Below are 24109 nucleotides of genomic sequence, written 5' to 3'. Positions count from 1 at the left end.
CCGCAGCCACCAGGAGAGATCATGCTCGCCCGAATTGACCTGCGCGGTAGCACGCCGACACTCGCCGAGTTGCGTCGTGCGCTGCCCCGCGGGGGTACCGATGTCAATGCCGTCCTCGACACGGTGACGCCGGTGGTGCATGCGGTGGCCGAGAACGGCACCGAGTCCGCACTCGACTTCGGCGAGAAGTTCGACGGCGTCCGCCCCGCATCGGTCCGGGTGCCCGCCCAGGTCATCGCCGACGCCCTCGCCGAACTCGACCCGCAGATCGCCGACGCGCTGCGCGAATCCATCCGGCGCGCGCGCACGGTCCACGCCGACCAGCGTCGCGAGACCACGCGCACGCAGGTCGTCGACGGCGGCGTCGTGAGCGAGAAGTGGATTCCGGTCCGCCGCGTCGGTCTGTACGTTCCCGGCGGCAACGCGGTGTACCCGTCGTCGGTCATCATGAACGTCGTGCCCGCCCAGGAGGCCGGGGTCGGCTCGCTGGTCGTCGCGTCGCCGCCGCAGAAGGACTTCGGCGGCTGGCCGCACCCGACGATTCTCGCCGCCTGCGCGCTCCTCGACGTCGACGAGGTGTGGGCCGTCGGCGGTGCCCAGGGGGTGGCCCTGCTCGCCTACGGCGGTCACGACACCGAGGCCGCCGACGCGCCGAACTCCGTCCTCGACCCGGTCGACCTCATCACCGGCCCGGGCAACATCTATGTCACCGCCGCCAAGCGGCTCTGCCGCAGCGTGGTGGGCATCGACTCCGAAGCCGGACCGACCGAGATCGCGATCCTCGCCGACGACTCGGCCGATCCCGGCATCCTCGCCTCGGACCTCATCAGCCAGGCCGAACACGACGTGCTGGCGGCCTCGGTGCTCGTCACCGACAGCGCCGAACTCGCCGATGCCGTCGACGCCGCGCTCGACACCCAGGTCGCGGCCACCAAGCACCGCGAGCGTGTACTCACCGCGCTGTCGGGGGAGCAGTCGGGCGTCGTTCTCGTCGACGACCTCGACGCCGGGCTCGCGGTCGTGGACGCCTATGCGGCCGAACACCTCGAGATCCAGACGCGCGATGCCGCCGCGGTCGCCGACCGCGTGCACAACGCGGGCGCGATCTTCGTCGGCCCGTATGCCCCGGTGAGTCTCGGTGACTACTGCGCCGGCTCCAATCATGTTCTGCCGACGTCGGGTTCGGCGCGCTTCGCCTCGGGTCTCTCGGTGCAGACGTTCCTCAAGGGCGTCCACGTCATCGACTACGACGAAGCCGCGCTGCGTGAGGTCGCCGACAAGGTGGTGACCCTGGCCGATGCCGAGGACCTGCCCGGTCACGGCGACGCGGTCAAGCAGCGCTTCGTGAAGAGTGCCGCCCGGTGACCGCGTCCGATGCGGTGGTGGGTGCAGTCGTGCCGGGTGGCTCGATCACCGTCGACGATCTGCCGCTGCGCGCCAACCTCCGCGGCAAGAGTGCCTACGGCGCACCGCAACTCAAGGTTCCGGTGATCCTGAACACCAACGAGAACCCGCTCGCGCCGTCAGCGGCCCTGATCGACGACGTCACCGCGTCGGTGCGCGAGGCGGCCGCCGAGCTGCACCGCTATCCCGACCGCGATGCCGTCGCCCTGCGTACCGACCTCGCCGCTTACCTGACCCGGGCCACCGGTGTCCGGCTGGGCGTCGAGAACCTCTGGGCGGCAAACGGTTCGAACGAGGTCCTGCAGCAGCTGCTGCAGGCCTTCGGCGGACCGGGCCGCAGCGCGCTGGGCTTCGTCCCGTCGTACTCGATGCACCCGATCATCGCCGACGGCACGGACACCACCTGGCTGGTCGCCGCGCGCGCAGGCGACTTCTCCCTCGACACCGAGTACGCGGTCGCCGAAGTCGCCAACCGCGAACCCGACGTCGTCTTCGTGACCTCGCCCAACAACCCGACCGGCGGTTCCATCCCGCTTGCCGATCTCCGCCGGATCGTCGAGGCCGCACCGGGCATCGTGATCGTCGACGAGGCGTACGCGGAGTTCTCCGCGGCGCCGAGCGCTGTCGAGCTCATCGACGAGTTCCCGGCGAAGGTCGTCGTCAGCCGCACCATGAGCAAGGCGTTCGCCTTCGCCGGCGGGCGCCTCGGGTATCTCGCGGCGGCACCGGCCGTCGTCGACGCGATCCAGCTCGTCCGGCTGCCGTACCACCTGTCCGTGCTGACCCAGGCGGCGGCGCGCGCGGCCCTTCGGCACAGCGACGACACCCTCGCCGGTGTCGCGGCGATCATCGCCGAACGTGACCGTGTGGTCGCGGCGCTCACCGAGGCCGGGTACCGCGTCGTCGACTCCGACTCGAACTTCGTGCTGTTCGGCGGTTTCCGGGATGCAGCGGCGTCGTGGCAGCGTTACCTCGACCAGGGCGTCCTCATCCGCGACGTCGGGATCGCCGGCCACCTGCGGGTGACCGTCGGACTCGCCCACGAGAACGACGCCTTCCTCGACGTCAGCCGCACCCTTGCCACCACAGATCTGGAGAACACCCAGTGACCAACCCCGCATCCGAGAGCCGGGCACCCCGCATCGCGAAGGTCGAACGGACCACCCGGGAGTCGTCGATCGCCGTCGAACTGAACCTCGACGGCACCGGCGTGACGAACATCTCGACGGGCATCGCGTTCTTCGACCACATGCTCACCGCGTTCGGTCAGCACGGCAGCTTCGACCTGACCGTCGAGGCGAAGGGCGACGTCGAGGTCGAAGGCCACCACACCATCGAGGACACCGCGATCGTGCTCGGCCAGGCGCTGGGTCAGGCGCTGGGCGACAAGAAGGGCATCCGCCGCTTCGGCGACTCGTGGATTCCGATGGACGAGACCCTCGCCCAGGCGGTGGTCGACGTCTCCGGCCGTCCGTACTGCGTGCACACCGGGGAGCCCGAGCACATGCTGACCGCGGTGATCGGCGGCTACCCCGGCGTGCCGTATTCGACGGTCATCAACCGGCACGTCTTCGAATCGATCGCTCTCAACGCTCGGATCGCCCTGCACGTCCGTGTGCTCTACGGCCGCGACCAGCACCACATCACCGAAGCCGAGTTCAAGGCCGTGGCCCGTGCGCTGCGCGCCGCCACCGAATACGACGCGCGCGTCACGGGTGTGCCCTCGACGAAGGGTGCGCTGTGAGCGCCGTCGATGTCACCATCCTCGACTACGGGTCGGGCAACCTGCGGTCGGCGCAGCGCGCGCTGGAACGCACCGGGGCACAAGTGACCGTCACCTCCGACTTCGACACCGCCCTGAACGCCACCGGCCTCGTCGTGCCCGGCGTCGGCGCCTTCGCCGCCTGCATGGAAGGTCTGCGCGCCGTGAAGGGCGACCGGATCGTCGGTCGCCGGCTCGCCGGGGGCCGGCCGGTCCTGGGCATCTGCGTCGGCATGCAGATCCTCTTCGAACGCGGCGTCGAGTTCGGCGTCGAGGCGGACGGGTGCGGGGAGTGGCCGGGCAGCGTGACGCAGCTGCCCGCGCCGGTGTTGCCGCACATGGGGTGGAACACGGTCGACGCGCCCGAGGGGTCGGTCCTGTTCGACGGGCTCGACGCCGACACCCGCTTCTACTTCGTGCACTCCTACGCCGCACAGGCGTGGGAGATGGACAGCGACGGCTCCCGGCTGCGTGCACCCAGACTGACCTGGGCCGAACACGGCGGGCGCTTCCTCGCCGCGGTCGAGAACGGGCCGCTGTCGGCCACCCAGTTCCACCCCGAGAAATCCGGTGACGCCGGCGCCCACCTGCTGGAGAACTGGGTTCGGGGACTCTCGTGACCGGCGGCACGCCGCGCCCGGACGACGACCCCGGGCACGGCGACGGACACCGCGGCTCACCGATCGAGTCCGGGCCGACCGACGCCGCATCGGCGCCCGCCGGTTTCTCGATCGCGAAACTCGCCTTCTACGCTCTCGGTGCGGGTGTGCTGGTCCTGATCGTCTCCGTCCCGATCATCGCGCTCTGTGCGCGCTGGTCGCCGGTCGCCGGACTCGTCGCCGCGCTGGTGGCGGTGGCGGCGATGATCGCCGCAATCGGTACCGTTGCCAACCGCATGGTCGACCGCGCCCGGGCGGACCTGATCGCGGCGCGCGACGGTCACCACCCGGCCTGACCCGACACCCGAGCACGTCCCGACAGCCGAATCGCTCGATCCAGAACAGACAGGACAGATTCACCCATGGGTAGCACCCTCGAACTCCTTCCCGCCGTCGACGTCGCCGACGGGCAGGCGGTCCGCCTCGTCCAGGGCGCGGCCGGCACCGAGACCTCCTACGGCTCGCCGCGCGATGCCGCGCTGGCGTGGCAGCGGGACGGCGCGGAGTGGATCCACCTCGTCGACCTCGACGCGGCCTTCGGCCGAGGCGACAACCGCGACCTGCTGGCCGGCGTCGTCGGCGAACTCGACGTGAAGGTCGAGCTGTCCGGCGGAATACGCGACGACGATTCGCTGGCGGCCGCCCTCGCGACCGGCTGCACCCGCGTGAACCTCGGCACCGCCGCGCTGGAGAACCCGGAATGGTGTGCCCGCGCGATCGCCGAACACGGCGACCGCATCGCGGTCGGTCTCGACGTGATCCGTGACGGTGACTCCTACCGCCTTCGCGGTCGTGGCTGGGTGACCGACGGTGGCGATCTGTGGGAGGTCCTCGAGCGGCTCAATCGCGACGGATGCGCCCGCTACGTGGTCACCGACGTGTCGAAGGACGGCACCCTGCAGGGTCCGAACCTCGACCTGCTCGCCGAGGTCGCGGCGGCCACCGACGCCCCGATCGTGGCCTCGGGCGGAGTCTCGGCCATCGAGGATCTGGTCGCGATCGCCGGCCTCACCGGACAGGGTGTCGAGGGCGCCATCGTCGGCAAGGCGCTCTACGCGGGCCGCTTCACGTTGCCGGAGGCGCTGACCGCGGTCGCCGGGGTCTGATGAGCTCGTCCGACACCTCTCTCGACCTGCCCCGGTTGCTCGACACCGCCGGGTCGATCCTCGACGCCGCGGTCGACCGATTCGTCGACGGGCAGGGTGCACCGAGCGCGATCAACAAGGGCGGCACCGACTTCGCCACGCAGATCGACCTGGATCTCGAACGGCACATCGGGGCCGAGCTCGCCGATCGCACGCAGATCCCGGTCCACGGTGAGGAGTTCGGCGGTGCCGACGTCGTCGACGGGCCGGTGTGGGTGCTCGACCCGATCGACGGCACGTTCAACTACTCGGCGGGGCTGCCGCTCACCGGAATCCTGCTCGGCCTCGTGGTCGACGGCGAGGCCACCCTCGGGATGACCTGGCTCCCGCTCGTGGGGCGTCGGTATGCCGCACACGTCGACGGCCCGCTGCTCATCGACGGCGAGCCCGCTCCGCCGGCCCCCGACCCCGTCCTCGCCGAGGCGGCCATCGCCTTCGGACCCTTCGATGCCCGCGGTGGCGGCAGGTACCCCGGCTCGCGCCGCGCCGACCTCCTGCGCGAACTGAGCACGCGTGCCGCCCGGATCCGCATGACCGGGTCGACGGGGGTCGACATGGCCTTCACCGCAGCCGGCGTGTTCGGCGGGGCGATCGCCTTCGGCCGGCACCCCTGGGACAACGCCGCGGGCGCCGCACTGGTCCGTGCCGCAGGCGGCGTGGCGACCGACATCGCCGGCCGGCCGTGGACGGTGGCCTCGCCGTCCCTGGTCGCGGGCACACCGACCGTGCACGCCGAGCTGATGAGTGTCATCGCCGAGACGGTCCCGGAATGGGCCCCAGACTCCATCACGCCAGACTCCATCACCCCAGACTCCATCAACCCAGATTTCACCACCCCGAAGGAGACCCGACGATGACGCTGGCGACCCGGGTCATCCCGTGCCTCGACGTCGACGACGGCCGTGTGGTCAAGGGCGTCAACTTCGCCAACCTGCGCGATGCAGGCGACCCGGTCGAACTGGCCGAGCGCTACGACCGCGAGGGGGCGGACGAGCTGACCTTCCTCGACGTCACCGCGTCGAGCTCGGGACGGTCGACGATGATCGACGTCGTCAAGCGCACCGCCGATCAGGTCTTCATCCCGCTCACCGTCGGCGGCGGCATCCGGACCGTCGACGACGTCGACACCATGCTGCGCGCCGGGGCCGACAAGGTCAGCGTCAACACCGCGGCCATCGCCCGGCCCGATGTGCTCGCCGAGATGAGCCGTCGTTTCGGCTCGCAGTGCATCGTGCTGTCGGTGGACGCGCGGACCGTGCCGGCGGGGTCGGAGCCCACGCCGTCGGGCTGGGAGGTCACGACCCACGGCGGCCGCAAGGGCACCGGAATCGACGCCGTCGAATGGGCACGCCGCGGCCAAGATCTCGGCGTGGGGGAGATCCTGCTGAACTCGATGGACGCCGACGGCACCAAGCAGGGCTTCGATCTCCGCATGCTGACGGCCGTGCGCGCCGCGGTGTCGGTACCGGTCATCGCCAGCGGCGGCGCCGGCCGCATCGAGGACTTCGCACCGGCCGTGGAGGCGGGCGCCGACGCCGTTCTCGCGGCCTCGGTCTTCCACTTCGGTGAACTCACCGTGGCCGAGGTGAAGACGGCCATGCGCGACGCCGGGATCACCGTCCGATGAGGAGTCCCATGTGCTCCCGAACCGACCAGGAAGGACGCTGATGGCCCTCGATCCCGATCTCGCCGCACGCCTGAAACGAAACTCCGACGGCCTGTTCACCGCGGTGGCCCAGGAACGCAGCACCGGGACGGTGCTGATGGTCGCCTGGATGGACGACGTCGCGCTCGAGCGCACGCTGGCCACGCGGAAGGGCACCTACTACTCGCGGTCGCGCCAGGAGTACTGGGTCAAGGGGGAGACCAGCGGGCACACGCAGTACGTGCACGACGCCCGGATCGACTGCGACGGGGACACCGTGCTGCTGGTGGTCGACCAGGTCGGCGCGGCCTGCCACACCGGCAATCACAGTTGCTTCGACACCGAGTCGCTGACGTTCGGGATCGACGCGGGACCCGATTCCGGGGCCGACGCCGGGCCGGGCTCGCCGGACCCAGCAGAATAGAGCCCCAGACACGAGTCCCGGGACAGACCGCCCGGGAACTCGTCACAACTCGAGACCTTCGAAAGGCGGTGCGTCCATGCCCCTCATCCAGATCTCGCAGACGCCGGGACTGTCCGATCGCGTGAAACGCGAGACGATCGCCGCGGTCACCGAGGCCTACGCCAAGGCGACCGGCAAGAACCCCGATTCGGTCTGGGTGACGATCACGGAGGTTCCGCGTAATCAGTGGGGCGTCGGCGGCGAGCCGCTCGGATGACGTCCGGTACCGGCGCAGCGGCCGCCACGACGACTCTCGCGGAGTTCCTCGATCTCGCGCGCGATCACCGCGTGGTGCCGGTGACGCGCAAGGTCCTCGCCGACTCCGAGACGCCGCTGTCGGCGTACCGGAAGCTCGCGGGTGACCGTCCGGGGACCTTCCTGCTGGAATCCGCCGAGAACGGGCGATCCTGGTCCCGGTGGTCGTTCATCGGCGCCGGTGCGCCCTCGGCCCTGACCGTCGTCGACGGGCAGGCGCACTGGTGGGGGTCGGTACCGGTCGGCGCACCCGAGGGCGGCGACGCGCTCGAGGTGCTCGCGGAGTCGCTGCGCGTCCTGCAGACCGACCCGCTGCCCGGGATGCCGCCGCTGACCGGAGGATTCGTCGGCTTCATGGCCTACGACATGGTCCGCAGGCTGGAACGTCTGCCCGAGACCACGGTCGACGACCTCGGCCTCCCCGACATGATGATGGTCCTGGCCACCGACCTCGCCGCGGTCGACCATCACGAGGGCACGATCACGCTCATCGCGAACGCGGTGAACTGGGACGGCTCCGACGACCGGGTGGAGCACGCCTACGCCGACGCCCTCGCCCGGCTCGATCGGATGACCGAGGCGCTCGCCGCACCAGCGCCGTCGACGGTGTCGACCTTCGACCGCCCGCGGCCCGAGTTCACCGCGCAACGCTCCCTCGCGGAGTACAGCGAGATCGTCACCGATCTGGTCGGTGAGATCGAGGCGGGCGAGGCCTTCCAGGTCGTGCCGTCGATGCGCTTCGAGATGGACTCCGACGCCGACCCCCTCGACGTGTACCGGGTACTGCGCGCCTCGAACCCGAGTCCGTACATGTATCTGCTGCGGATGCCCGGCACCGAGGAGCACAGCGACACCGGCTCGCCCGACGCGATCGCGCGCAAGCCGTTCACCATCGTCGGCAGCAGCCCCGAGGCACTCGTCACCGTGGCCGACGGGGTCGCGACCACGCATCCGATCGCGGGTACACGCTGGCGCGGCGCGACCGAGGAAGAAGACCAGCTGCTCGGCAAGGGGCTGATCGAGGACGAGAAGGAGAACGCCGAACACCTGATGCTGGTCGACCTCGGCCGCAACGACCTCGGCCGCGTGTGCGTGCCCGGCACGGTCAAGGTCAGCGACTACCGGCACATCGAGCGCTACAGCCACGTCATGCATCTCGTCTCGACCGTGTCGGGGACCCTCCGCGACGACAAGCACGCCCTCGACGCCGTGACGGCCTGCTTCCCGGCCGGAACGCTCACCGGGGCCCCGAAGGTGCGGGCGATGGAACTCATCGACGAACACGAGATGACCCGCCGGGGTCTGTACGGCGGGATCGTGGGCTACATCGACTTCGCCGGCAACGCCGACACCGCCATCGCGATCCGCACCGCGCTGCTCGCACGCGGCAAGGCGTTCGTGCAGGCCGGCGGCGGCGTGGTCGCCGACAGTGAGCCCGAGTACGAATACAACGAGGCGCGTAACAAGGCGACCGCGGTGCTCAACGCCGTCGCCGCCGCCTCGACGATGCGACGGGTGGGTGAGACCTCATGACCTCTGCCGAACCAGGAACCGGGCCCGACGCCGAGACGTCGCGCCGCAAGTCCGTCCGCCGCCTGCAGGTCATCGCGGCGCTGCTGATGGCGGCCGCCGCGGCCGCCTTCTGGGGGGCGAGCCGGATGACCTGGGCCACCGTCTCGGCCGAGGACGGGTTGTCCCCGCAGCGCTCGTTCGAGGTCAACGGCGGGGACTGGAGTCCCTGGCTCACCCCGCTGGCACTGGTCTACCTGGCGGGCATCCTCGCGGCGCTGTCGGTGCGCGGGTGGGCCCTTCGAGTCGTCGCGATCCTGGTCGCGGTGGGCGGCGTCCTGGCCGCCTTCCCGGCGATCTCGCTGATCACCGGCGGCGCCGACTCGGACTATGCGGCGGACGCGGGCAGCATTCCCGATCGCTACGTGGTGCTCTACGTCGACACCAACACCCTGGCGGCCCTCCTCGTCCTCGCCGGCACCCTCTGTGCCGTCGGCGCGGCGGTGGCCCTGATGCGTGTCGCGAAGGGCGCCACCCGATCGTCGAAGTACACCACCCCGGCCGCGCGGCGCGAGGAGATCGAGACCGAGATCTTCGCCGACTACGAGCGTCGCAAGGCCACCGAGGCACACTCCGGGACGACGCCGACCGGGACGGCCGGGACCGGAGCGGCCGGGTCCGGGAAACCGGGGTCCGGGGACGACGCGGACCCGGCGGAACCGACGGCGGATCCGACTCCGCCGGGCGCCAACGAACGCATGATGTGGGACGCGCTCGACACCGGAATCGATCCGACCGACCCCACCGATCCCGACCGTCGCTGACGCGTGCCCGGAGGCCGGGTGCGCGAGATCACTCCTCCGACACCGGGGCCGGCGGAGTACCCACCGGCGGGGCGAGGTCACAGATCGGCCAACCCGGCCGCACCCGGCCCGGACCGCCCGTCTACCCTGAGATCACACGTCGAGAGAGAAGGGAGCAAGTCGCTGTGAGCGTGCCCAACGTTCTCGAATCGATCATCGAGGGAGTGAAAGCCGACGTCGCGGCTCGTGAGGCCGTGGTCGACTTCGCGTCGGTCAAGGCGGCCTCGGCCAAGGCTCCCGCACCCAAGGATGCGCTGGCGGCGCTGCGCCAGCCCGGCATCGGCGTCATCGCCGAGGTCAAGCGCGCGAGCCCGTCGAAGGGCGAGCTCGCCAGCATCGGCGACCCAGCCGAACTCGCCCGCGCATACGAAGAGGGTGGTGCACGCATCATCAGCGTGCTCACCGAGGAGCGCCGGTTCCGCGGTTCGCTCGCCGACCTCGACGCCGTTCGCGCGGCCGTGGACATCCCGGTCCTGCGCAAGGACTTCATCGTCGGCACCTATCAGATCCACGAGGCCCGCGCCCACGGAGCCGATGTCATCCTGCTGATCGTCGCCGCCCTCGAGCAGAACGTGCTCGCCTCGCTCCTCGACCGCACCGAGAGCCTGGGTATGACCGCACTCGTCGAGGTGCACACCGAGGAAGAGGCCAGCCGCGCTCTCGAAGCCGGGGCCTCGGTCGTCGGCGTCAATGCCCGCAATCTCAAGACCCTGCAGGTCGAGCGCGACACGTTCTCGCGTATCGCGCCCGGTCTGCCGACCGAGACCATCCGCATCGCCGAGTCGGGTGTGCGGGGCACCGCCGATCTGCTGGCCTACGCCGGTGCCGGCGCGGATGCGGTACTCGTCGGCGAAGGTCTCGTCACGAGTGGTGACCCGCGTGCCGCGGTCCGTGAGCTCGTCACCGCGGGCACTCACCCCTCGTGCCCGAAACCTGTTCGCTGACAATGCGTCCGGGCCGAAGTCGGTCCGCGTGATCTGTCGGCCCGATCGTCTGTGAGTTGAAGTGACCGCTCATCCTGATTCCGCCCGTACCGATGCCGCCGGGGCCGCGTCGCTGCCCACCGCGAGCGTGGGACTGACGACCCGGACCTCCATCGAACCCGACGAGCACGGGCACTTCGGTGTGTACGGCGGTCGCCATGTCCCCGAGGCGTTGATGGCCGTCATCGACGAGGTCACCACCACGTTCCAGAAGGTCCGCGCCGACGACGATTTCCTCGCCGAACTCGACCGTCTGCAGCGCGATTACGCCGGACGTCCGTCTCCGCTGTACGAGGCGCAGCGGTTGTCCGAGTTCGCCGGCGGGGCGCGCATCTTCCTCAAGCGCGAGGACCTGAACCACACGGGTTCACACAAGATCAACAACGTTCTCGGACAAGCACTCCTGGCCCAGCGGATGGGCAAACACCGCATCATCGCCGAGACCGGTGCGGGCCAGCACGGGGTCGCCACCGCCACCGCGTGCGCGCTCCTCGGCCTCGAGTGCGTGATCTACATGGGCCGGGTCGACACGGACCGGCAGGCGCTCAACGTCGCCCGCATGCGTCTCCTCGGCGCCGAGGTGATCGCCGTCGACAACGGCTCGGCGACCCTGAAGGACGCGATCAACGAGGCCATGCGTGACTGGGTCACCAACGCGCACAACACGTATTACTGCTTCGGCACCGCAGCCGGGCCGCACCCGTTCCCAGTCATGGTGCGCGATCTGCAGCGCATCGTCGGGCTCGAGGCCCGTGTTCAGATCCTGGAGAAGGCCGGACGCCTGCCCGACGCGGTGACCGCTTGTGTCGGTGGCGGTTCCAACGCGATCGGCATCTTCCATCCGTTCATCGACGACGAGAGTGTCCGGCTCGTCGGTTTCGAGGCGGCCGGCGACGGCGTCGAGACCGGCCGTCACGCTGCGACATTCACCGGCGGAACCCCCGGCGCTTTCCAGGGCGCCTACTCGTATCTGTTGCAGGACGAGGACGGACAGACCATCGAATCCCATTCGATCTCGGCGGGTCTGGACTATCCGGGCGTCGGTCCGGAGCACGCATACCTCAAGGACACCGGACGCGCGGAGTACCGGCCGATCACCGACACCGAGGCGATGGACGCGCTCGCGCTGCTCAGCCGCCGCGAGGGCATCATCCCCGCGGTGGAATCGGCCCATGCGGTCGCCGGCGCACTGAAACTCGGGCAGGAGCTGGGGGAGGGCGCGATCATCGTCGTCAGCCTCTCCGGCCGCGGCGACAAGGACGTGGACACCGCCGCACGCTGGTTCGGATTGTTCGACGCCCCGCCGTCGCAGGACGAGGCCACCCTGTCGGAGTCGTCGGACGTCCAGAAACCCGGAGAGCAGGCATGAGCACCCAGTCGATCCCGTCGAAGCTCGGCCCCGTGTTCGACCGATGCCGCGAGGAGGGTCGCAGTGCGCTGATCGGCTATCTCCCGGTCGGTTTCCCGACGGTCGAGGAGTCGCTGACCTCGTTCCGGACCATGGTCGACGCCGGTTGCGACATCATCGAGGTCGGGGTGCCCTACTCCGACCCGGTGATGGACGGCCCGACCATCCAGGATGCCGCCGACCAGGCGCTGACCAACGGCGTGCGCGTCCGCGACGTGTTCACCGCGGTCGAGGCCATCACCTCCGCCGGTGGCAACGCAGTGGTGATGAGCTACTGGAACCCGGTCCTCAAGTACGGCGTCGAGAACTTCGCCCGCGATCTGGCAGCGGCCGGCGGCGCGGGGCTGATCACCCCGAACCTGATCCCCGAAGAGGGCGCGCAGTGGCACGAGGCCGCCGATCGGCACGGTCTCGATCGCATCTATCTGGTCGCGCCGTCGTCGACGACCGAGCGTATCGCCCTCACCGTCGACGCATCTCGCGGGTTCGTCTACGCGGCGTCCACGATGGGCGTGACCGGCGCGCGGGATGCGGTGTCGGACATGGCCCCCGAGCTGTGTGCCCGGGTTCGCGAGTACTCCGACATCCCGATCGGCGTCGGACTCGGCGTGCGCAACCGTGAGCAGGCGGCGCAGATCGCTTCCTACGCCGACGGTGTGATCGTCGGGTCGGCGTTGGTGACCGCGGCGAACGCCGGGCAGGACCGGCTGGCCTCCCTGGTCGCCGAACTGGCCGAGGGCGTCCGCTCGCGTCGCGCGACGGTCTGATTCGAGCTCTCGCTCCTGATCGGCCCGGCGGGTGCGGTCGACGAGGGGAGCGGTGCGGCCGGTCGGTTAGGGTGGCAGCGTGATCGCGCCGACCTCGACGAAGCTGGCCTACCTCCCCAGTCCGCCCCAGGGCGTGTGGGACATCGGCCCCTTTCCGCTCCGCGCGTATGCGCTCTGCATCATCGTCGGCATCATCGTCGCGGTCTGGTGGGGCAACCGCCGGTGGATGGCGCGCGGTGGCCAGGACGGCGAGGTTCTCGACGTCGCGATCTGGGCCGTGCCGTTCGGTCTCGTCGGTGGCCGGCTCTATCACCTCATCACCGACTGGAAGACGTATTTCGGCGCCGACGCCCTCAAGGAACCGATCGACGCCCTGAAGATCTGGGACGGCGGTCTCGGTATCTGGGGTGCGGTCGCGCTCGGTGCGGTCGGTGCGTGGATCGGCGCTCGTCGACGCGGAATCCGCCTGCCCGCCTTCGGCGACGCCATCGCACCGCCGATCCTGTTGGCCCAGGCCATCGGTCGAGTCGGCAACTACTTCAACCAGGAGCTCTACGGTCGCGAGACCACCCTGCCGTGGGGTCTCGAGATCTACGAACGTCAGAACGCCGCCGGGTACTCCGACCCCGGGCTGATCGACGGCGTCTCCAACGGGGTCGTGGTCGCCGTCGTCCACCCGACCTTCCTCTACGAGCTGCTGTGGAACGTTCTCATCGTCGTCCTCCTCGTGGTCGTCGACCGGTACTTCCGCATCGGACACGGCCGGCTGTTCGCGCTGTACGTCGCGGGCTACTGCCTCGGCCGGTTCTTCGTGGAATTGCTCCGCGACGACCGAGCCGCTGTCGCCAACGACATCGCGGGCATCCGGCCGAACCTGTTCACCGCGGCGCTGGTCTTCCTCGCCGCCGTCATCTACTTCGTCGTCGCGCCCAAGGGACGCGAACAGGGACTGGAGATGTACCACGACGACCGTGCCGCCGAACTCGCGGAGCAGGGCGTGGCCGGGTACGTCGACGACTGGTACGACGAGGACGCCGAACCGGAGACCACGCCGGCGGTCGTTGCCGGCGGGGTCGCAGCGAGTGCGTCGGGGTCGTCGCTGTTCGAGGCCGACGGTCCGGACCGATCCGCCGGAACCCCGGTGGCTGACGACGAGGTCGTCGCGGGCGACACCGCCGATGACAGCGACGACAGCGATGACACGGTGTCCGCTGGGGCCGCGTCCGCTGCGGCCGGGCCGGACGCGACCGAGTCGGAGCCCGAGGGATCCGCACCCGCTGCGGAGGCAGCGGAGCCGGAGACCGAGGTGTCGGAGGCAGTGGAGCCGGAGACCGAGGTGTCGGAGGCAGCGGCCTCGCCGGATACCGCGGCGGACGAATCGGATACCGATGGATCCGGCGCTGCCGAGACCACCGCCCCCGACGACGTCGCCACCGACAACGCCGACGCACCCGACAACACCGCCACCGACGACGACGCCACCGACGCCGCCGTGGCCGACGGCCCGGCCAGCGATGACGAGCCGGCAAGCGACGATGACCCGGCAAGCGACGATGACCCGGTCGGCGACGACAAGCCGGCCCCGGAGCCCGACACCGTCGACGAGGCCGGCGCCGACTCGGAGACGAACGCGCCGGACGAGACGGATTCCGTCGACCCGGTGGACACCCCGAACGACGCGGATCCCGGCACCTCCGGCGGGGGCAGGTCCTGAACCCTCGACCCTGCCACGGTCCGATCCGGGCACCTCGTGGCCGTGGTCGCCTTCGTCACAGGTCTCGGCCGACGACTCCTCCCGGGGTGTTCGGCTAGGATCGGAATCTCACGGTGCGCGATCCCTCCGCCCGGTACCGACCGTCCCAGAGCACGCGATCAGCTCAACGGTTCTGACTCAGCCCGGTACCGATCTCGGCACGGTCACTCGTCCACCGCGCAATGCTCCACGGGCCAGTGCTGTCCCAATGGACACTCAGCAGCGAACCGGTCGCCGGTTCGAGTGGAGGTAGTGATGCTGTTTTCTGCGCTCCCGGTCAAGCAGGGTCTGTACGACCCGGAGACCGAGGTCGACTCCTGCGGCGTGGCCATGGTCACCGACATCCACGGCCGCCGTTCGCATTCGATCGTGGCCGATGGTCTGCTCGCCCTGGAGAACCTCGAGCACCGCGGTGCGGCCGGCGCGGAGACCAACAGCGGCGACGGCGCGGGGATCCTGATCCAGCTGCCCGACGAGTTGCTGCGTGACACCGTCGACTTCGACCTTCCGGACGCCGCCGCGGACGGGTCGAACAGCTACGCCGCGGGCACGTGTTTCCTGCCGATGGACCCCGATCTCCGCCGGGCCGCGATCGATCGGGTCGAGACCCTCGCCGCCGACGAGGGCATCACCGTCCTGGGCTGGCGTGATCTCCCCGTGGACCACGAACACGCCGACGTCGGCGGGACCGCCGTCGCATGCATGCCGTACATGATGCAGCTGTTCGTCACCGTCGACCCGGCCCCCGGTGCCGAACGGATCGCCGGGCTGGCCCTCGATCGATACATCTACCCGTTCCGCAAGCAGGCCGAACGGGTGACCGCGGACATCGAGGAGGCGGGTACCGGCCTGTACTTCCCGTCGCTGTCGAGTCGCACGATGGTCTACAAGGGCATGCTCACGACGATGCAGCTGCCGCTGTATTACGAGGATCTGCGAGATGACCGCTGCCTCAGCGCGATCGCCATCGTCCACTCGCGTTTCTCCACCAACACCTTCCCGTCGTGGCCGCTCGCGCATCCCTTCCGGTTCGTGGCGCACAACGGCGAGATCAACACCGTGCGCGGCAACCGGAACCGGATGCGGGCCCGCGAGGCCCTCCTCGAGACCGACCTGATCCCGGGAGATCTCAAGCGCGCGTTCCCGATCTGCACCCCCGAGGCCTCCGACTCGGCATCGTTGGACGAGGTCCTGGAACTGCTGCACCTCGGCGGCCGCGACGTCCACCACGCGGTGATGATGATGGTTCCCGAAGCGTGGGAGAACGTGCCGGACATGGACCCCCGTCGTCGGGCGTTCCTGCAGTTCAACGCTTCGCTGATGGAGGCGTGGGACGGACCGGCGTGCGTCACGTTCACCGACGGCACGGTCGTCGGCGCCGTGCTCGACCGCAACGGCCTGCGCCCCGGCCGGTGGTGGCAGACACGCGACGGCCGCGTCATCCTCGCGTCCGAATCCGGTGTCCTGGACGTCCCGGTGGACGAGGTGATCAGCAAGGGCCGCCTCGAACCCGGTCGCATGTTCCTCGTCGACACCGCGCAGGGTCGGATCATCCCCGATGAGGAGCTCAAGAGTGAGCTGATGAACGCCGAGGCCTACGACGAGTGGTTGCACGCCGGGCTCCTCGACATCGCGACGCTGCCCGATCGGCCCGTCTTCCAGCCCAACCACGACACCGTCGTCCGCCGTCAGATCTCCTTCGGCTACACCGAGGAAGACCTGCGCGTGCTCCTGACCCCGATGGCGGCGTCGGGTTACGAACCGCTCGGTTCGATGGGCACCGACACCCCGGTCGCGGTCCTGTCGCAGCGGTCCCGGCTGCTCTACGACTACTTCGTCGAGCTGTTCGCCCAGGTCACCAACCCGCCGCTGGATGCGATCCGCGAGGAGATCGTCACGTCGATGAGTCGCGTCATGGGTCCGGAGCAGAACCTGCTCCGGCCGACCGCGGCGTCGTGCCGGCAGATCATGGTGCACTGGCCGGTGCTGGACAACGCCGAACTGGCCAAGCTCGTGCACATCGACGACGACGGCGACAATCCCGGTCTGTCGGCGAAGGTGCTCCGTGCACTGTACGAGGTGTCCGAAGGAGGCGCGGGTCTCGCGGCGGCCCTCGAGGATCTGCGCCGGCGGGCCAGTCAGGCGATCGCCGAGGGACACACGACCCTGGTGATCTCGGATCGGCTGACCGACTCCGAGCACGCCCCCATCCCGTCGCTGCTGGCCACCTCGGCCGTGCACCACCACCTGGTGCGTACCAAGGAGCGGACCAGGGTCGCGCTGGTGGTGGAGTCGGGCGACGCCCGCGAGGTCCACCACATCGCCACCCTCATCGGGTTCGGTGCGGCCGCGGTCAACCCCTACCTCGCGCTGGAGACGATCGAGGACCTGATCGCCGAGGGCGAGCTGACCGGCGTGACACGCGCCAAGGCGATCGGCAACTATCTCGAGGCGCTCGGCAAGGGAGTGCTGAAGGTGATGAGCAAGATGGGCATCTCGACCATCAGCTCCTACACCGCCGCACAGGCTTTCGAGGCCGTGGGATTGTCGTCGGAGGTGGTGCGGGAGTACTTCACCCGGACGGTCTCGCGCATCGAGGGCGTCGGACTCGACGAACTGGCCGAGGAGGTGCGTATCCGCCACCACCGGGCCTTCCCGGAGAATCCCACCGAGCAGGTCTACCGTCGGCTGGAGGTCGGCGGCGAATACCAGTACCGCCGTGAGGGCGAGCTCCACCTCTTCTCGCCCGAGACCATCTTCCTGCTGCAGCACGCCACCAAGACCGGCCGGGCCGAGATCTTCCGGAAGTACTCCGACGAGGTCGACCGGCTCTCGCGCGAGGGTGGCACCCTCCGCGGACTGTTCGAGTTCGATCTCGATGCGCGCGAACCGATCCCGCTCGACGAGGTGGAGCCGGTCGAGGAGATCATGAAGCGCTTCAACACCGGCGCGATGAGCTACGGTTCGATCTCCGCGGAGGCGCACGAGACCATCGCGATGGCGATGAACAGGATCGGCGGCCGCTCGAACTCGGGGGAGGGCGGCGAGGACGTGGATCGTCTCTACGATCCCGAACGACGCAGTGCGGTCAAACAGGTCGCATCCGGCCGGTTCGGCGTGACGAGTGACTATCTGATCAACGCCACCGACATCCAGATCAAGATGGCGCAGGGAGCCAAACCCGGTGAAGGCGGCCAACTCCCGGCCTACAAGGTGTATCCGTGGATCGCCAAGACCCGGCACTCGACGCCGGGTGTGGCCTTGATCTCGCCACCGCCGCACCACGACATCTACTCGATCGAGGATCTCGCACAACTGATCCACGACCTGAAGAACGCGAACTCGCAGGCGCGCATCCACGTGAAGCTCGTCAGCGCGGTCGGTGTGGGGACGGTCGCGACCGGGGTGTCGAAGGCGCACGCCGACGTGGTCCTGATCTCCGGGCACGACGGCGGGACCGGCGCATCGCCCCTCACCTCCCTGAAGCACGCCGGTACGCCGTGGGAGATCGGCCTCGCCGACGCCCAGCAGACGTTGATGCTCAACGGCCTGCGCGACCGCATCACGGTGCAGTGCGACGGTGCGCTGCGCACCGGCCGCGACGTCATCACCGCGGCCCTGCTCGGAGCCGAGGAGTACGGCTTCTCCACCGCGCCCCTGATCGTCGCGGGGTGCATCATGATGCGTGTGTGCCACCTGGACACGTGCCCCGTCGGCGTTGCGACACAGAATCCGCAGCTCCGGTCGCGGTTCACCGGACAGGTGGACCACCTGGTGAACTTTTTCCGGTTCATCGCCGAAGACGTCCGGGAGTACCTGGCGCGGTTGGGCTATCGCACTCTCGACGATGCGATCGGGCAGTCACAGCGACTGCATACCGACACCGCGGTGGCGCATTGGAAGTCCGCGGGCCTCGACTTGAGCCCGATCTTCCGCAAGGTGGCGGACAAGGGCCCGAGTCGCCGGGTGCGGGGCCAGGAACACGGCCTCGACCGTGCGCTCGACCAGACCCTGATCCAGCTCGCCGAGGGCGCACTCGAGGACGCGCACCCGGTGACCCTGGAACTACCGGTGCGCAACGTGAACCGGACGGTCGGCACGCTCCTCGGTTCGGAGGTGACGCGTCGGTACGGGGCCGACGGCCTCGCCGATGACACGATCACGGTTCGGCTCCAGGGCTCGGCCGGACAGTCGCTGGGTGCATTCCTGCCGCCCGGCGTCACGATCCGGTTGACCGGTGACACCAACGACTACGTCGGGAAGGGGCTGTGCGGCGGCAAGATCATCGTCGCCCCGAACCCCGATGCGCTGTTCGTCGCCGAAGACCAGGTCATCGCCGGTAACACGATCCTCTACGGCGCGACATCGGGGGAGGTGTATCTCAGAGGCCGTGTGGGTGAACGGTTCTCGGTACGCAACTCCGGCGCGACGGCCGTCGTCGAAGGGGTGGGCGATCACGCCTGCGAGTACATGACCGGCGGCCGGGTGGTCGTCCTCGGGCCGACCGGACGGAACCTCGCGGCGGGCATGTCCGGTGGTATCGCGTTCGTGCACGATCTCGATCAGGCGAAGGTGAACATGGCCATGGTCGAACTCCTGCGTCCCGACCCGGAGGACCTGGCCTGGCTCAAGCGCACCGTCGCGACGCACACCGAACTGACCGGTTCCGCGATCGGCGCGTCGATCCTGGCCGACTGGCCCCGACGCTGCCTCGCGTTCACCAAGGTGATGCCCACCGATTACAAGCGTGTCCTCGACGCGGCCCGGATGGCCGAAGCCGAAGGACGCGACGTCGATTCAGCGATCATGGAGGCGGCACGTGGCTGATCCGCGCGGATTCCTGGAAGTCCCGAAGAAAGAAGCGAAGTACCGGCCCGTCGCCGAACGGGTCCACGACTGGGACGACGTCTACGAGCACGCCGACAACCCGATCAAGGTTCTCGAGGAGGTCAGCGGGCAGGCCCGCCGCTGTATGGACTGCGGTATCCCGTTCTGCCACTCCGGAACCGCCGGGTGCCCGCTCGGCAACCTCATCCCGGAGTGGAATGACCTGGTCCGTCGCGGCCGGTGGGATGCGGCGAGCAGCAGGCTCCACGCGACCAACAACTTCCCGGAGTTCACCGGGATGGTGTGCCCCGCGCCGTGCGAGGCCGCATGCGTGCTGTCGATCTCCGAACCGGCCACCGGCGGCAGCGTGACCATCAAGCGCATCGAGAAGACGATCGCCTACGAATCGTGGGCCGAGGGCATCATCGGGCCCGAGCGTCCCGAGTCCACCACCGGCAAGTCGGTGGGGGTCGTCGGGTCCGGCCCGGCGGGACTCGCTGCGGCACAACAGCTCACCCGGGCCGGCCACGATGTCACCGTCTACGAGCGCGACGACCGTCTCGGTGGGTTGCTGCGGTACGGCATCCCGGAGTACAAGCTGCAGAAGTCCGACATCGACCGGCGCATCGCCCAGATGCGCGCGGAGGGAACGACGTTCGTGACCAACTGCGACGTGGGGACGGACCTGTCGGTCGCCGACCTGCGCGCGACCCACGACGCGGTGGTCCTGGCCATCGGTGCGATGGAGGCGCGCGACAACCCGGTGCCGGGTCGGGAACTGAACGGCATCCACCTCGCCATGGAGCATCTCGTGCCCGCCAACAAGGAGTGCGAAGGCGACGGCCCGGCGGCCATCACCGCGGCGGGCAAGCACGTCGTGATCATCGGCGGCGGCGACACCGGAGCCGACTGTCTGGGTACGGCGCACCGCCAGGGTGCGGCCTCGGTCGTGCAACTCGATTACAACCCCGAACTGCCCGGGGAGCGCGACGACGAACGGTCGCCGTGGCCGACCTGGCCGCTCATCATGCGGACCTCCAGCGCGCACGACGAGGGCGGAGATCGGCTGCACCAGGTCGCGGTGCAACGGTTCGAGGGTGACGACGCAGGCAACGTCACGACCATGGTGCTCGCCGAGGTCGAGGTGATCCGGGACGCCGACGGTCGCCGGGAGATCACGCCGGTGAGTGAGGAATTCGAGATCCCTTGTGAGCTGGCGTTGTTCGCGATCGGCTTCGCCGGCGTGCGCGGCGGCCCGCTGTTGACCGAGCTGGAGATCGAACCGAACCGTCGCGGCGTCATCTCGTGCGGGAGTGACTGGCAGACCGACGCACCGGGCGTCTTCGTCTGCGGTGACGCCCACCGCGGCGCCTCGCTGGTGGTGTGGGCGATCGCGGAGGGCCGGTCGACCGCGCGTGCGGTGGACGAGTACCTCGTCGGCGAATCGGATCTGCCCTCACCGGTCCGGCCGGCATCCCTGCCGCTGTCCGTCCGCTGATCGCCCTGGCGCCCCGCGGTCTCCGCCGAACACGCGCGGCCGCAACAAGTTAAGTAAATTTCATACTCGGCGGTAGCGGCCCGCCACCAGCGGTAACAGTTGGTGGCGGGCCGATGACGAGTCGACGGCGACATGGAGATGCACCCTCGAGGAGGACTAAGGTGTTCTTGTGACACGCCGAACCAAGATCGTTTGCACCCTGGGCCCGGCCACCGCGAGCGACGAGCGTCTGAAAGAGCTCGTCGAAAGCGGCATGGACGTGGCCCGGATGAATTTCAGCCACGGTACGCATGAGGACCATGCGGCCGTCTATGCGCGCGTCCGCAAGGCCTCGGACACCACGGAGAAGGCCGTGGGCGTCCTCGCCGATCTCCAGGGTCCGAAGATCCGTCTGGGCCGCTTCGACGGCTGCGACGGCAAGACCGTCTGGGAGACCGGCGAGCAGGTCCGCATCACGGTCGACGACGTCGCCGGCGACCACGACCGCGTCTCCACCACGTACAAGCAGCTCGCCGAAGATGCGAGCGCCGGCGACCGTCTGCTCGTCGACGACGGCAAGGTCGGGTTGACCGTTTCCGCCGTCGAGGGCAACGACGTGGTCTGCACCGTCACCGAGGGCGGGCCGGTCAGCAACAACAAGGGACTCTCGCTTCCCGGGATGAGCGTGTCGGTGCCCGCGATGTCGGAGAAGGACATCGCCGATCTCGAATTCGCGCTGGGGCTCGGCGTGGACATGGTCGCGTTGTCGTTCGTGCGCAGCCCGTCCGACATCGAACTGGTCCACGAGGTCATGGACCGCGTCGGTCGTCGGGTCCCGGTCATCGCGAAACTCGAGAAGCCCGAGGCCATCGAGAACCTCGAGGCGATCGTCCTCGCCTTCGACGCGATCATGGTCGCCCGTGGCGACCTGGGCGTCGAGCTGCCGCTCGAGCAGGTACCGCTGGTGCAGAAGCGGGCCATCCAGATGGCTCGCGAGAACGCCAAGCCGGTCATCGTCGCAACGCAGATGCTCGACTCGATGATCGAGAACTCGCGTCCGACCCGCGCCGAGGCATCCGACGTGGCCAACGCGGTCCTCGACGGCGCCGACGCGGTCATGCTGTCGGGGGAGACGTCGGTGGGCAAGTACCCGCTGGAAACGGTCCGCACCATGGACCGCATCTGCCGCGCGGTCGAGTCCGGCCCCCGCGACGTTCCGCCGCTGTCCCATGTGCCGCGCACCAAGCGCGGCGTCATCTCCTACGCGGCGCGCGACATCGGCGAACGCCTCGAGGTCAAGGCGCTGGTGGCGTTCACCCAGTCCGGTGACACAGTGCGTCGGCTGGCACGTCTGCACTCGCGTCTGCCGTTGCTGGCATTCACCCCCACGCAGGCGGTACGCAGTCAGCTCGCGCTGAGCTGGGGCACCGAGACGTTCATCGTCGACCACGTCGACACGACCGATCACATGATCGACCAGGTCGACCATCAGTTGCTCCGGATCGGCCGCCTCAGCGAGGGCGATGTCGTGGTGATCGTCGCCGGCGCACCGCCCGGGACGGTCGGTTCGACCAACCTCATCCACGTGCACCGGATCGGCGAGCAGGACCACTGACGTCGTCCGTTCCGGCTCGGGGCGGTGCACGACGCCGTCGCGGCCGGGTTCGAGACACACCATTAGGGTGTGAGGCATGACCGTGGAACAGGCCGGCGATCTCGGCAAACTGCTCGCGTTGCTCGACGTCGAACGTCAGGGCGAGGACCTGTTCATCGGGCACCATCCCGAACAGGTCACCGCCAGGACGTTCGGCGGGCAGTTGCTCGGACAGGGGGTTGTCGCGGCGGCGCGGAGCCTGAGCCGCGGCAACCCGCCCATCCACGCCCTGCACGCGCACTTCATCCGCGGCGGTGACGTCACCAAACCGATGGAGTATCACGTCGATCGGTTCCGCGACGGGAGGTCGTTCGCCAATCGCCAGGTGACGGCGAAGCAGGACGGCGAAGAGATCTTCACGATGCTGGTCGCCTTCCAGGACAACACGTCCGGGCTCGAACACGCGGTGGAGATCCCGAACGTGCCCTACCCGGAGGAATTGCCCACTCTCGGTGAGCATTTCAAGGGTTACGAAGACCGCATCGCCACCTTCGTGAATGCGTTGCACCCCATCGACATCCGCTTCGCGAACGATCCGAGCTGGAAGGCGAAGGACGCGGGGGAGAAGCTGACCGACAACCGGGTGTGGATGAAGGCCGACGGCACGATGCCCGACGACCCCGTGATGCACGTCGCCGCAATGTGTTACGCCTCGGACACCACGGTGCTCGACTCGATCATCACCACTCACGGCCTCTCCTGGGGCATGGATCGGTTGTTCGCCGCGACCGTCAATCACTCGATGTGGTTCCACCGCGAGTTCCGGTTCGACGACTGGCTGCTCTACGCGACCCGGTCGCCGGTCGCCACCGGGTCACGCGGAATGGGCTCGGGTCGATTCTGGATGCGCGACGGCACTCTCGCGACATCGGTCGTGCAGGAGGCGCTCATCAAGTACTTCCCGCCCAAGAAGTGACCCTGCAGGTCTGAGGGGGAGCTGATGGACCAGGGGAGAACCACCGCCGAACCGCCACACCGAGCCGCCCACGAGATGTGGCTCGACCCCGGTCCGGCGCTGCCGCGGCGGACGTGGCAGCGGCGCACGCGGGTTCCGGTCATCGTCACGACCTCGATCGCGATGATCGTCTTCGCGGTCATCGTGGGAGTCGCAGTCATCGCCGGCCTCCTGACGACGCCGGTGTTCACGGCCAAGGGCGGGGTGGTCGCGGACTGTTCGACCGAGGTCGCCGCGGTGCCGGGTGGGGGCACGCTGGCCCGCGGCGCGCCGGTCGTCCTCTACGACGCCGCCGGCGGCCAGGTGGCCACGACCACGCTGTCGGTGTTCCTCCGGGCAGACGACGGTTGCCGGCTCACCTTCGAGGTGAGCGGTGTCGAGTACACCGACGCCGGTTATCTGGTGACCGTCGGGGACGCCGACGATCGTTTCTCGGAATCGATCTCGACCGCCGCCCTCCAGCAGGGCGCGGTCCTCCGGCCACTGGGCTGAGACACCGGATCGCGGACGAAACCCGACAATCCGCGCGTCCGTCGACACCGCTCCGCGAGACGCCCGTGCGGTTGTCCGGACACCGGGT

General features: G+C 69.2%; 21 protein-coding genes. All 21 read left to right on the top strand.

Annotated features, from left to right (window positions below):
- Positions 1–21 precede the first annotated feature (21 nt).
- The 21 genes from hisD to ABIC25_RS19430 all read left to right on the top strand — a co-directional run bounded on the left by hisD (position 22) and on the right by ABIC25_RS19430 (position 24021).
- Positions 22–1365: a histidinol dehydrogenase gene (hisD, locus tag ABIC25_RS19530; RefSeq protein WP_354562782.1), complete on the top strand. Its 1344-nt coding sequence runs from the start codon at positions 22–24 to the stop codon at positions 1363–1365.
- Positions 1362–2513 carry a histidinol-phosphate transaminase gene (locus tag ABIC25_RS19525; RefSeq protein WP_354562781.1) on the top strand — a complete coding sequence of 384 codons (1152 nt, stop codon included), beginning with the start codon at positions 1362–1364 and terminating at the stop codon, positions 2511–2513. Before hisD ends, ABIC25_RS19525 begins: the two co-directional genes overlap by 4 nt.
- Positions 2510–3148, top strand: coding sequence for an imidazoleglycerol-phosphate dehydratase HisB (gene hisB / locus ABIC25_RS19520; protein WP_101819501.1), 639 nt, complete (start codon positions 2510–2512; stop codon positions 3146–3148). The genes ABIC25_RS19525 and hisB overlap by 4 nt, the downstream gene beginning before the upstream one ends.
- Entirely contained in the window at positions 3145–3786 is a 642-nt protein-coding gene (hisH, locus tag ABIC25_RS19515) for an imidazole glycerol phosphate synthase subunit HisH (RefSeq protein ID WP_004021173.1), read from the top strand. The genes hisB and hisH overlap by 4 nt, the downstream gene beginning before the upstream one ends.
- A complete protein-coding gene (locus ABIC25_RS19510; RefSeq protein ID WP_354562780.1) occupies positions 3783–4121 on the top strand; it encodes a hypothetical protein in 339 nt (112 codons plus the stop codon). Before hisH ends, ABIC25_RS19510 begins: the two co-directional genes overlap by 4 nt.
- 66 nt (positions 4122–4187) lie before the next feature.
- On the top strand, positions 4188–4931 hold the full coding sequence (priA, locus tag ABIC25_RS19505) for a bifunctional 1-(5-phosphoribosyl)-5-((5-phosphoribosylamino)methylideneamino)imidazole-4-carboxamide isomerase/phosphoribosylanthranilate isomerase PriA (protein WP_239400970.1): 744 nt from the start codon (positions 4188–4190) through the stop codon (positions 4929–4931).
- Positions 4931–5827 carry an inositol monophosphatase family protein gene (locus ABIC25_RS19500; RefSeq protein WP_354562778.1) on the top strand — a complete coding sequence of 299 codons (897 nt, stop codon included), beginning with the start codon at positions 4931–4933 and terminating at the stop codon, positions 5825–5827. Before priA ends, ABIC25_RS19500 begins: the two co-directional genes overlap by 1 nt.
- Positions 5824–6597 carry an imidazole glycerol phosphate synthase subunit HisF gene (gene hisF, locus ABIC25_RS19495; protein ID WP_004021169.1) on the top strand — a complete coding sequence of 258 codons (774 nt, stop codon included), beginning with the start codon at positions 5824–5826 and terminating at the stop codon, positions 6595–6597. Before ABIC25_RS19500 ends, hisF begins: the two co-directional genes overlap by 4 nt.
- A gap of 40 nt (positions 6598–6637) precedes the next feature.
- Positions 6638–7039 carry a phosphoribosyl-AMP cyclohydrolase gene (gene hisI / locus ABIC25_RS19490; protein ID WP_004021168.1) on the top strand — a complete coding sequence of 134 codons (402 nt, stop codon included), beginning with the start codon at positions 6638–6640 and terminating at the stop codon, positions 7037–7039.
- Positions 7040–7115: 76 nt separating this feature from the next.
- Positions 7116–7295, top strand: a complete 180-nt coding sequence (locus ABIC25_RS19485) for a tautomerase family protein (protein ID WP_004021167.1) — start codon at positions 7116–7118, stop codon at positions 7293–7295.
- Positions 7292–8866 carry an anthranilate synthase component I gene (locus ABIC25_RS19480; protein WP_101819506.1) on the top strand — a complete coding sequence of 525 codons (1575 nt, stop codon included), beginning with the start codon at positions 7292–7294 and terminating at the stop codon, positions 8864–8866. The genes ABIC25_RS19485 and ABIC25_RS19480 overlap by 4 nt, the downstream gene beginning before the upstream one ends.
- Entirely contained in the window at positions 8863–9666 is an 804-nt protein-coding gene (locus ABIC25_RS19475) for a TIGR02234 family membrane protein (RefSeq protein ID WP_354562777.1), read from the top strand. Before ABIC25_RS19480 ends, ABIC25_RS19475 begins: the two co-directional genes overlap by 4 nt.
- Positions 9667–9830: 164 nt before the next feature.
- Positions 9831–10649 (top strand): indole-3-glycerol phosphate synthase TrpC, encoded by an 819-nt coding sequence (trpC, locus tag ABIC25_RS19470; protein WP_004019826.1) that lies wholly within the window; start codon positions 9831–9833, stop codon positions 10647–10649.
- 61 nt (positions 10650–10710) lie between these two features.
- On the top strand, positions 10711–12057 hold the full coding sequence (gene trpB, locus ABIC25_RS19465; protein WP_354562775.1) for a tryptophan synthase subunit beta: 1347 nt from the start codon (positions 10711–10713) through the stop codon (positions 12055–12057).
- The gene (trpA, locus tag ABIC25_RS19460; protein WP_064571841.1) at positions 12054–12863 is read left to right on the top strand and encodes a tryptophan synthase subunit alpha; all 810 of its coding nucleotides are present in this window, start codon (positions 12054–12056) and stop codon (positions 12861–12863) included. Before trpB ends, trpA begins: the two co-directional genes overlap by 4 nt.
- A gap of 79 nt (positions 12864–12942) precedes the next feature.
- Positions 12943–14577: a prolipoprotein diacylglyceryl transferase gene (gene lgt / locus ABIC25_RS19455; RefSeq protein WP_354562773.1), complete on the top strand. Its 1635-nt coding sequence runs from the start codon at positions 12943–12945 to the stop codon at positions 14575–14577.
- Between the two features lie 294 nt (positions 14578–14871).
- Positions 14872–19443 (top strand): glutamate synthase large subunit, encoded by a 4572-nt coding sequence (gltB, locus tag ABIC25_RS19450; RefSeq protein ID WP_354562772.1) that lies wholly within the window; start codon positions 14872–14874, stop codon positions 19441–19443.
- Entirely contained in the window at positions 19436–20941 is a 1506-nt protein-coding gene (locus ABIC25_RS19445; protein WP_354562770.1) for a glutamate synthase subunit beta, read from the top strand. Before gltB ends, ABIC25_RS19445 begins: the two co-directional genes overlap by 8 nt.
- Before the next feature lie 169 nt (positions 20942–21110).
- Positions 21111–22535 carry a pyruvate kinase gene (pyk, locus tag ABIC25_RS19440; protein ID WP_354562769.1) on the top strand — a complete coding sequence of 475 codons (1425 nt, stop codon included), beginning with the start codon at positions 21111–21113 and terminating at the stop codon, positions 22533–22535.
- Between the two features lie 76 nt (positions 22536–22611).
- The gene (locus ABIC25_RS19435; RefSeq protein WP_004019833.1) at positions 22612–23490 is read left to right on the top strand and encodes an acyl-CoA thioesterase; all 879 of its coding nucleotides are present in this window, start codon (positions 22612–22614) and stop codon (positions 23488–23490) included.
- 24 nt (positions 23491–23514) lie between these two features.
- Entirely contained in the window at positions 23515–24021 is a 507-nt protein-coding gene (locus tag ABIC25_RS19430; RefSeq protein ID WP_354562767.1) for a hypothetical protein, read from the top strand.
- Positions 24022–24109 lie beyond the last annotated feature (88 nt).

The organism is Gordonia sp. PvP123 (assembly GCF_040547295.1).
GTDB classification, from domain to species: Bacteria; Actinomycetota; Actinomycetes; order Mycobacteriales; family Mycobacteriaceae; genus Gordonia; species Gordonia terrae.
Note: the sequence above shows the minus strand (reverse complement) of the source record. Positions and strands in the feature narration are given on the sequence as shown.

Excerpts from the sequence above, each read along its gene's own strand:
- gltB (WP_354562772.1), top strand. The coding sequence starts at position 14,872 with ATGCTGTTTTCTGCGCTCCCGGTCAAGCAGGGTCTGTACGACCCGGAG.
- ABIC25_RS19475 (WP_354562777.1), top strand. The coding sequence starts at position 8,863 with ATGACCTCTGCCGAACCAGGAACCGGGCCCGACGCCGAGACGTCGCGC.
- priA (WP_239400970.1), top strand. The coding sequence starts at position 4,188 with ATGGGTAGCACCCTCGAACTCCTTCCCGCCGTCGACGTCGCCGACGGG.
- ABIC25_RS19430 (WP_354562767.1), top strand. The coding sequence starts at position 23,515 with ATGGACCAGGGGAGAACCACCGCCGAACCGCCACACCGAGCCGCCCAC.
- ABIC25_RS19480 (WP_101819506.1), top strand. The coding sequence starts at position 7,292 with ATGACGTCCGGTACCGGCGCAGCGGCCGCCACGACGACTCTCGCGGAG.
- hisF (WP_004021169.1), top strand. The coding sequence starts at position 5,824 with ATGACGCTGGCGACCCGGGTCATCCCGTGCCTCGACGTCGACGACGGC.
- ABIC25_RS19500 (WP_354562778.1), top strand. The coding sequence starts at position 4,931 with ATGAGCTCGTCCGACACCTCTCTCGACCTGCCCCGGTTGCTCGACACC.
- hisD (WP_354562782.1), top strand. The coding sequence starts at position 22 with ATGCTCGCCCGAATTGACCTGCGCGGTAGCACGCCGACACTCGCCGAG.
- ABIC25_RS19485 (WP_004021167.1), top strand. The coding sequence starts at position 7,116 with ATGCCCCTCATCCAGATCTCGCAGACGCCGGGACTGTCCGATCGCGTG.
- ABIC25_RS19435 (WP_004019833.1), top strand. The coding sequence starts at position 22,612 with ATGACCGTGGAACAGGCCGGCGATCTCGGCAAACTGCTCGCGTTGCTC.
- hisI (WP_004021168.1), top strand. The coding sequence starts at position 6,638 with ATGGCCCTCGATCCCGATCTCGCCGCACGCCTGAAACGAAACTCCGAC.
- trpA (WP_064571841.1), top strand. The coding sequence starts at position 12,054 with ATGAGCACCCAGTCGATCCCGTCGAAGCTCGGCCCCGTGTTCGACCGA.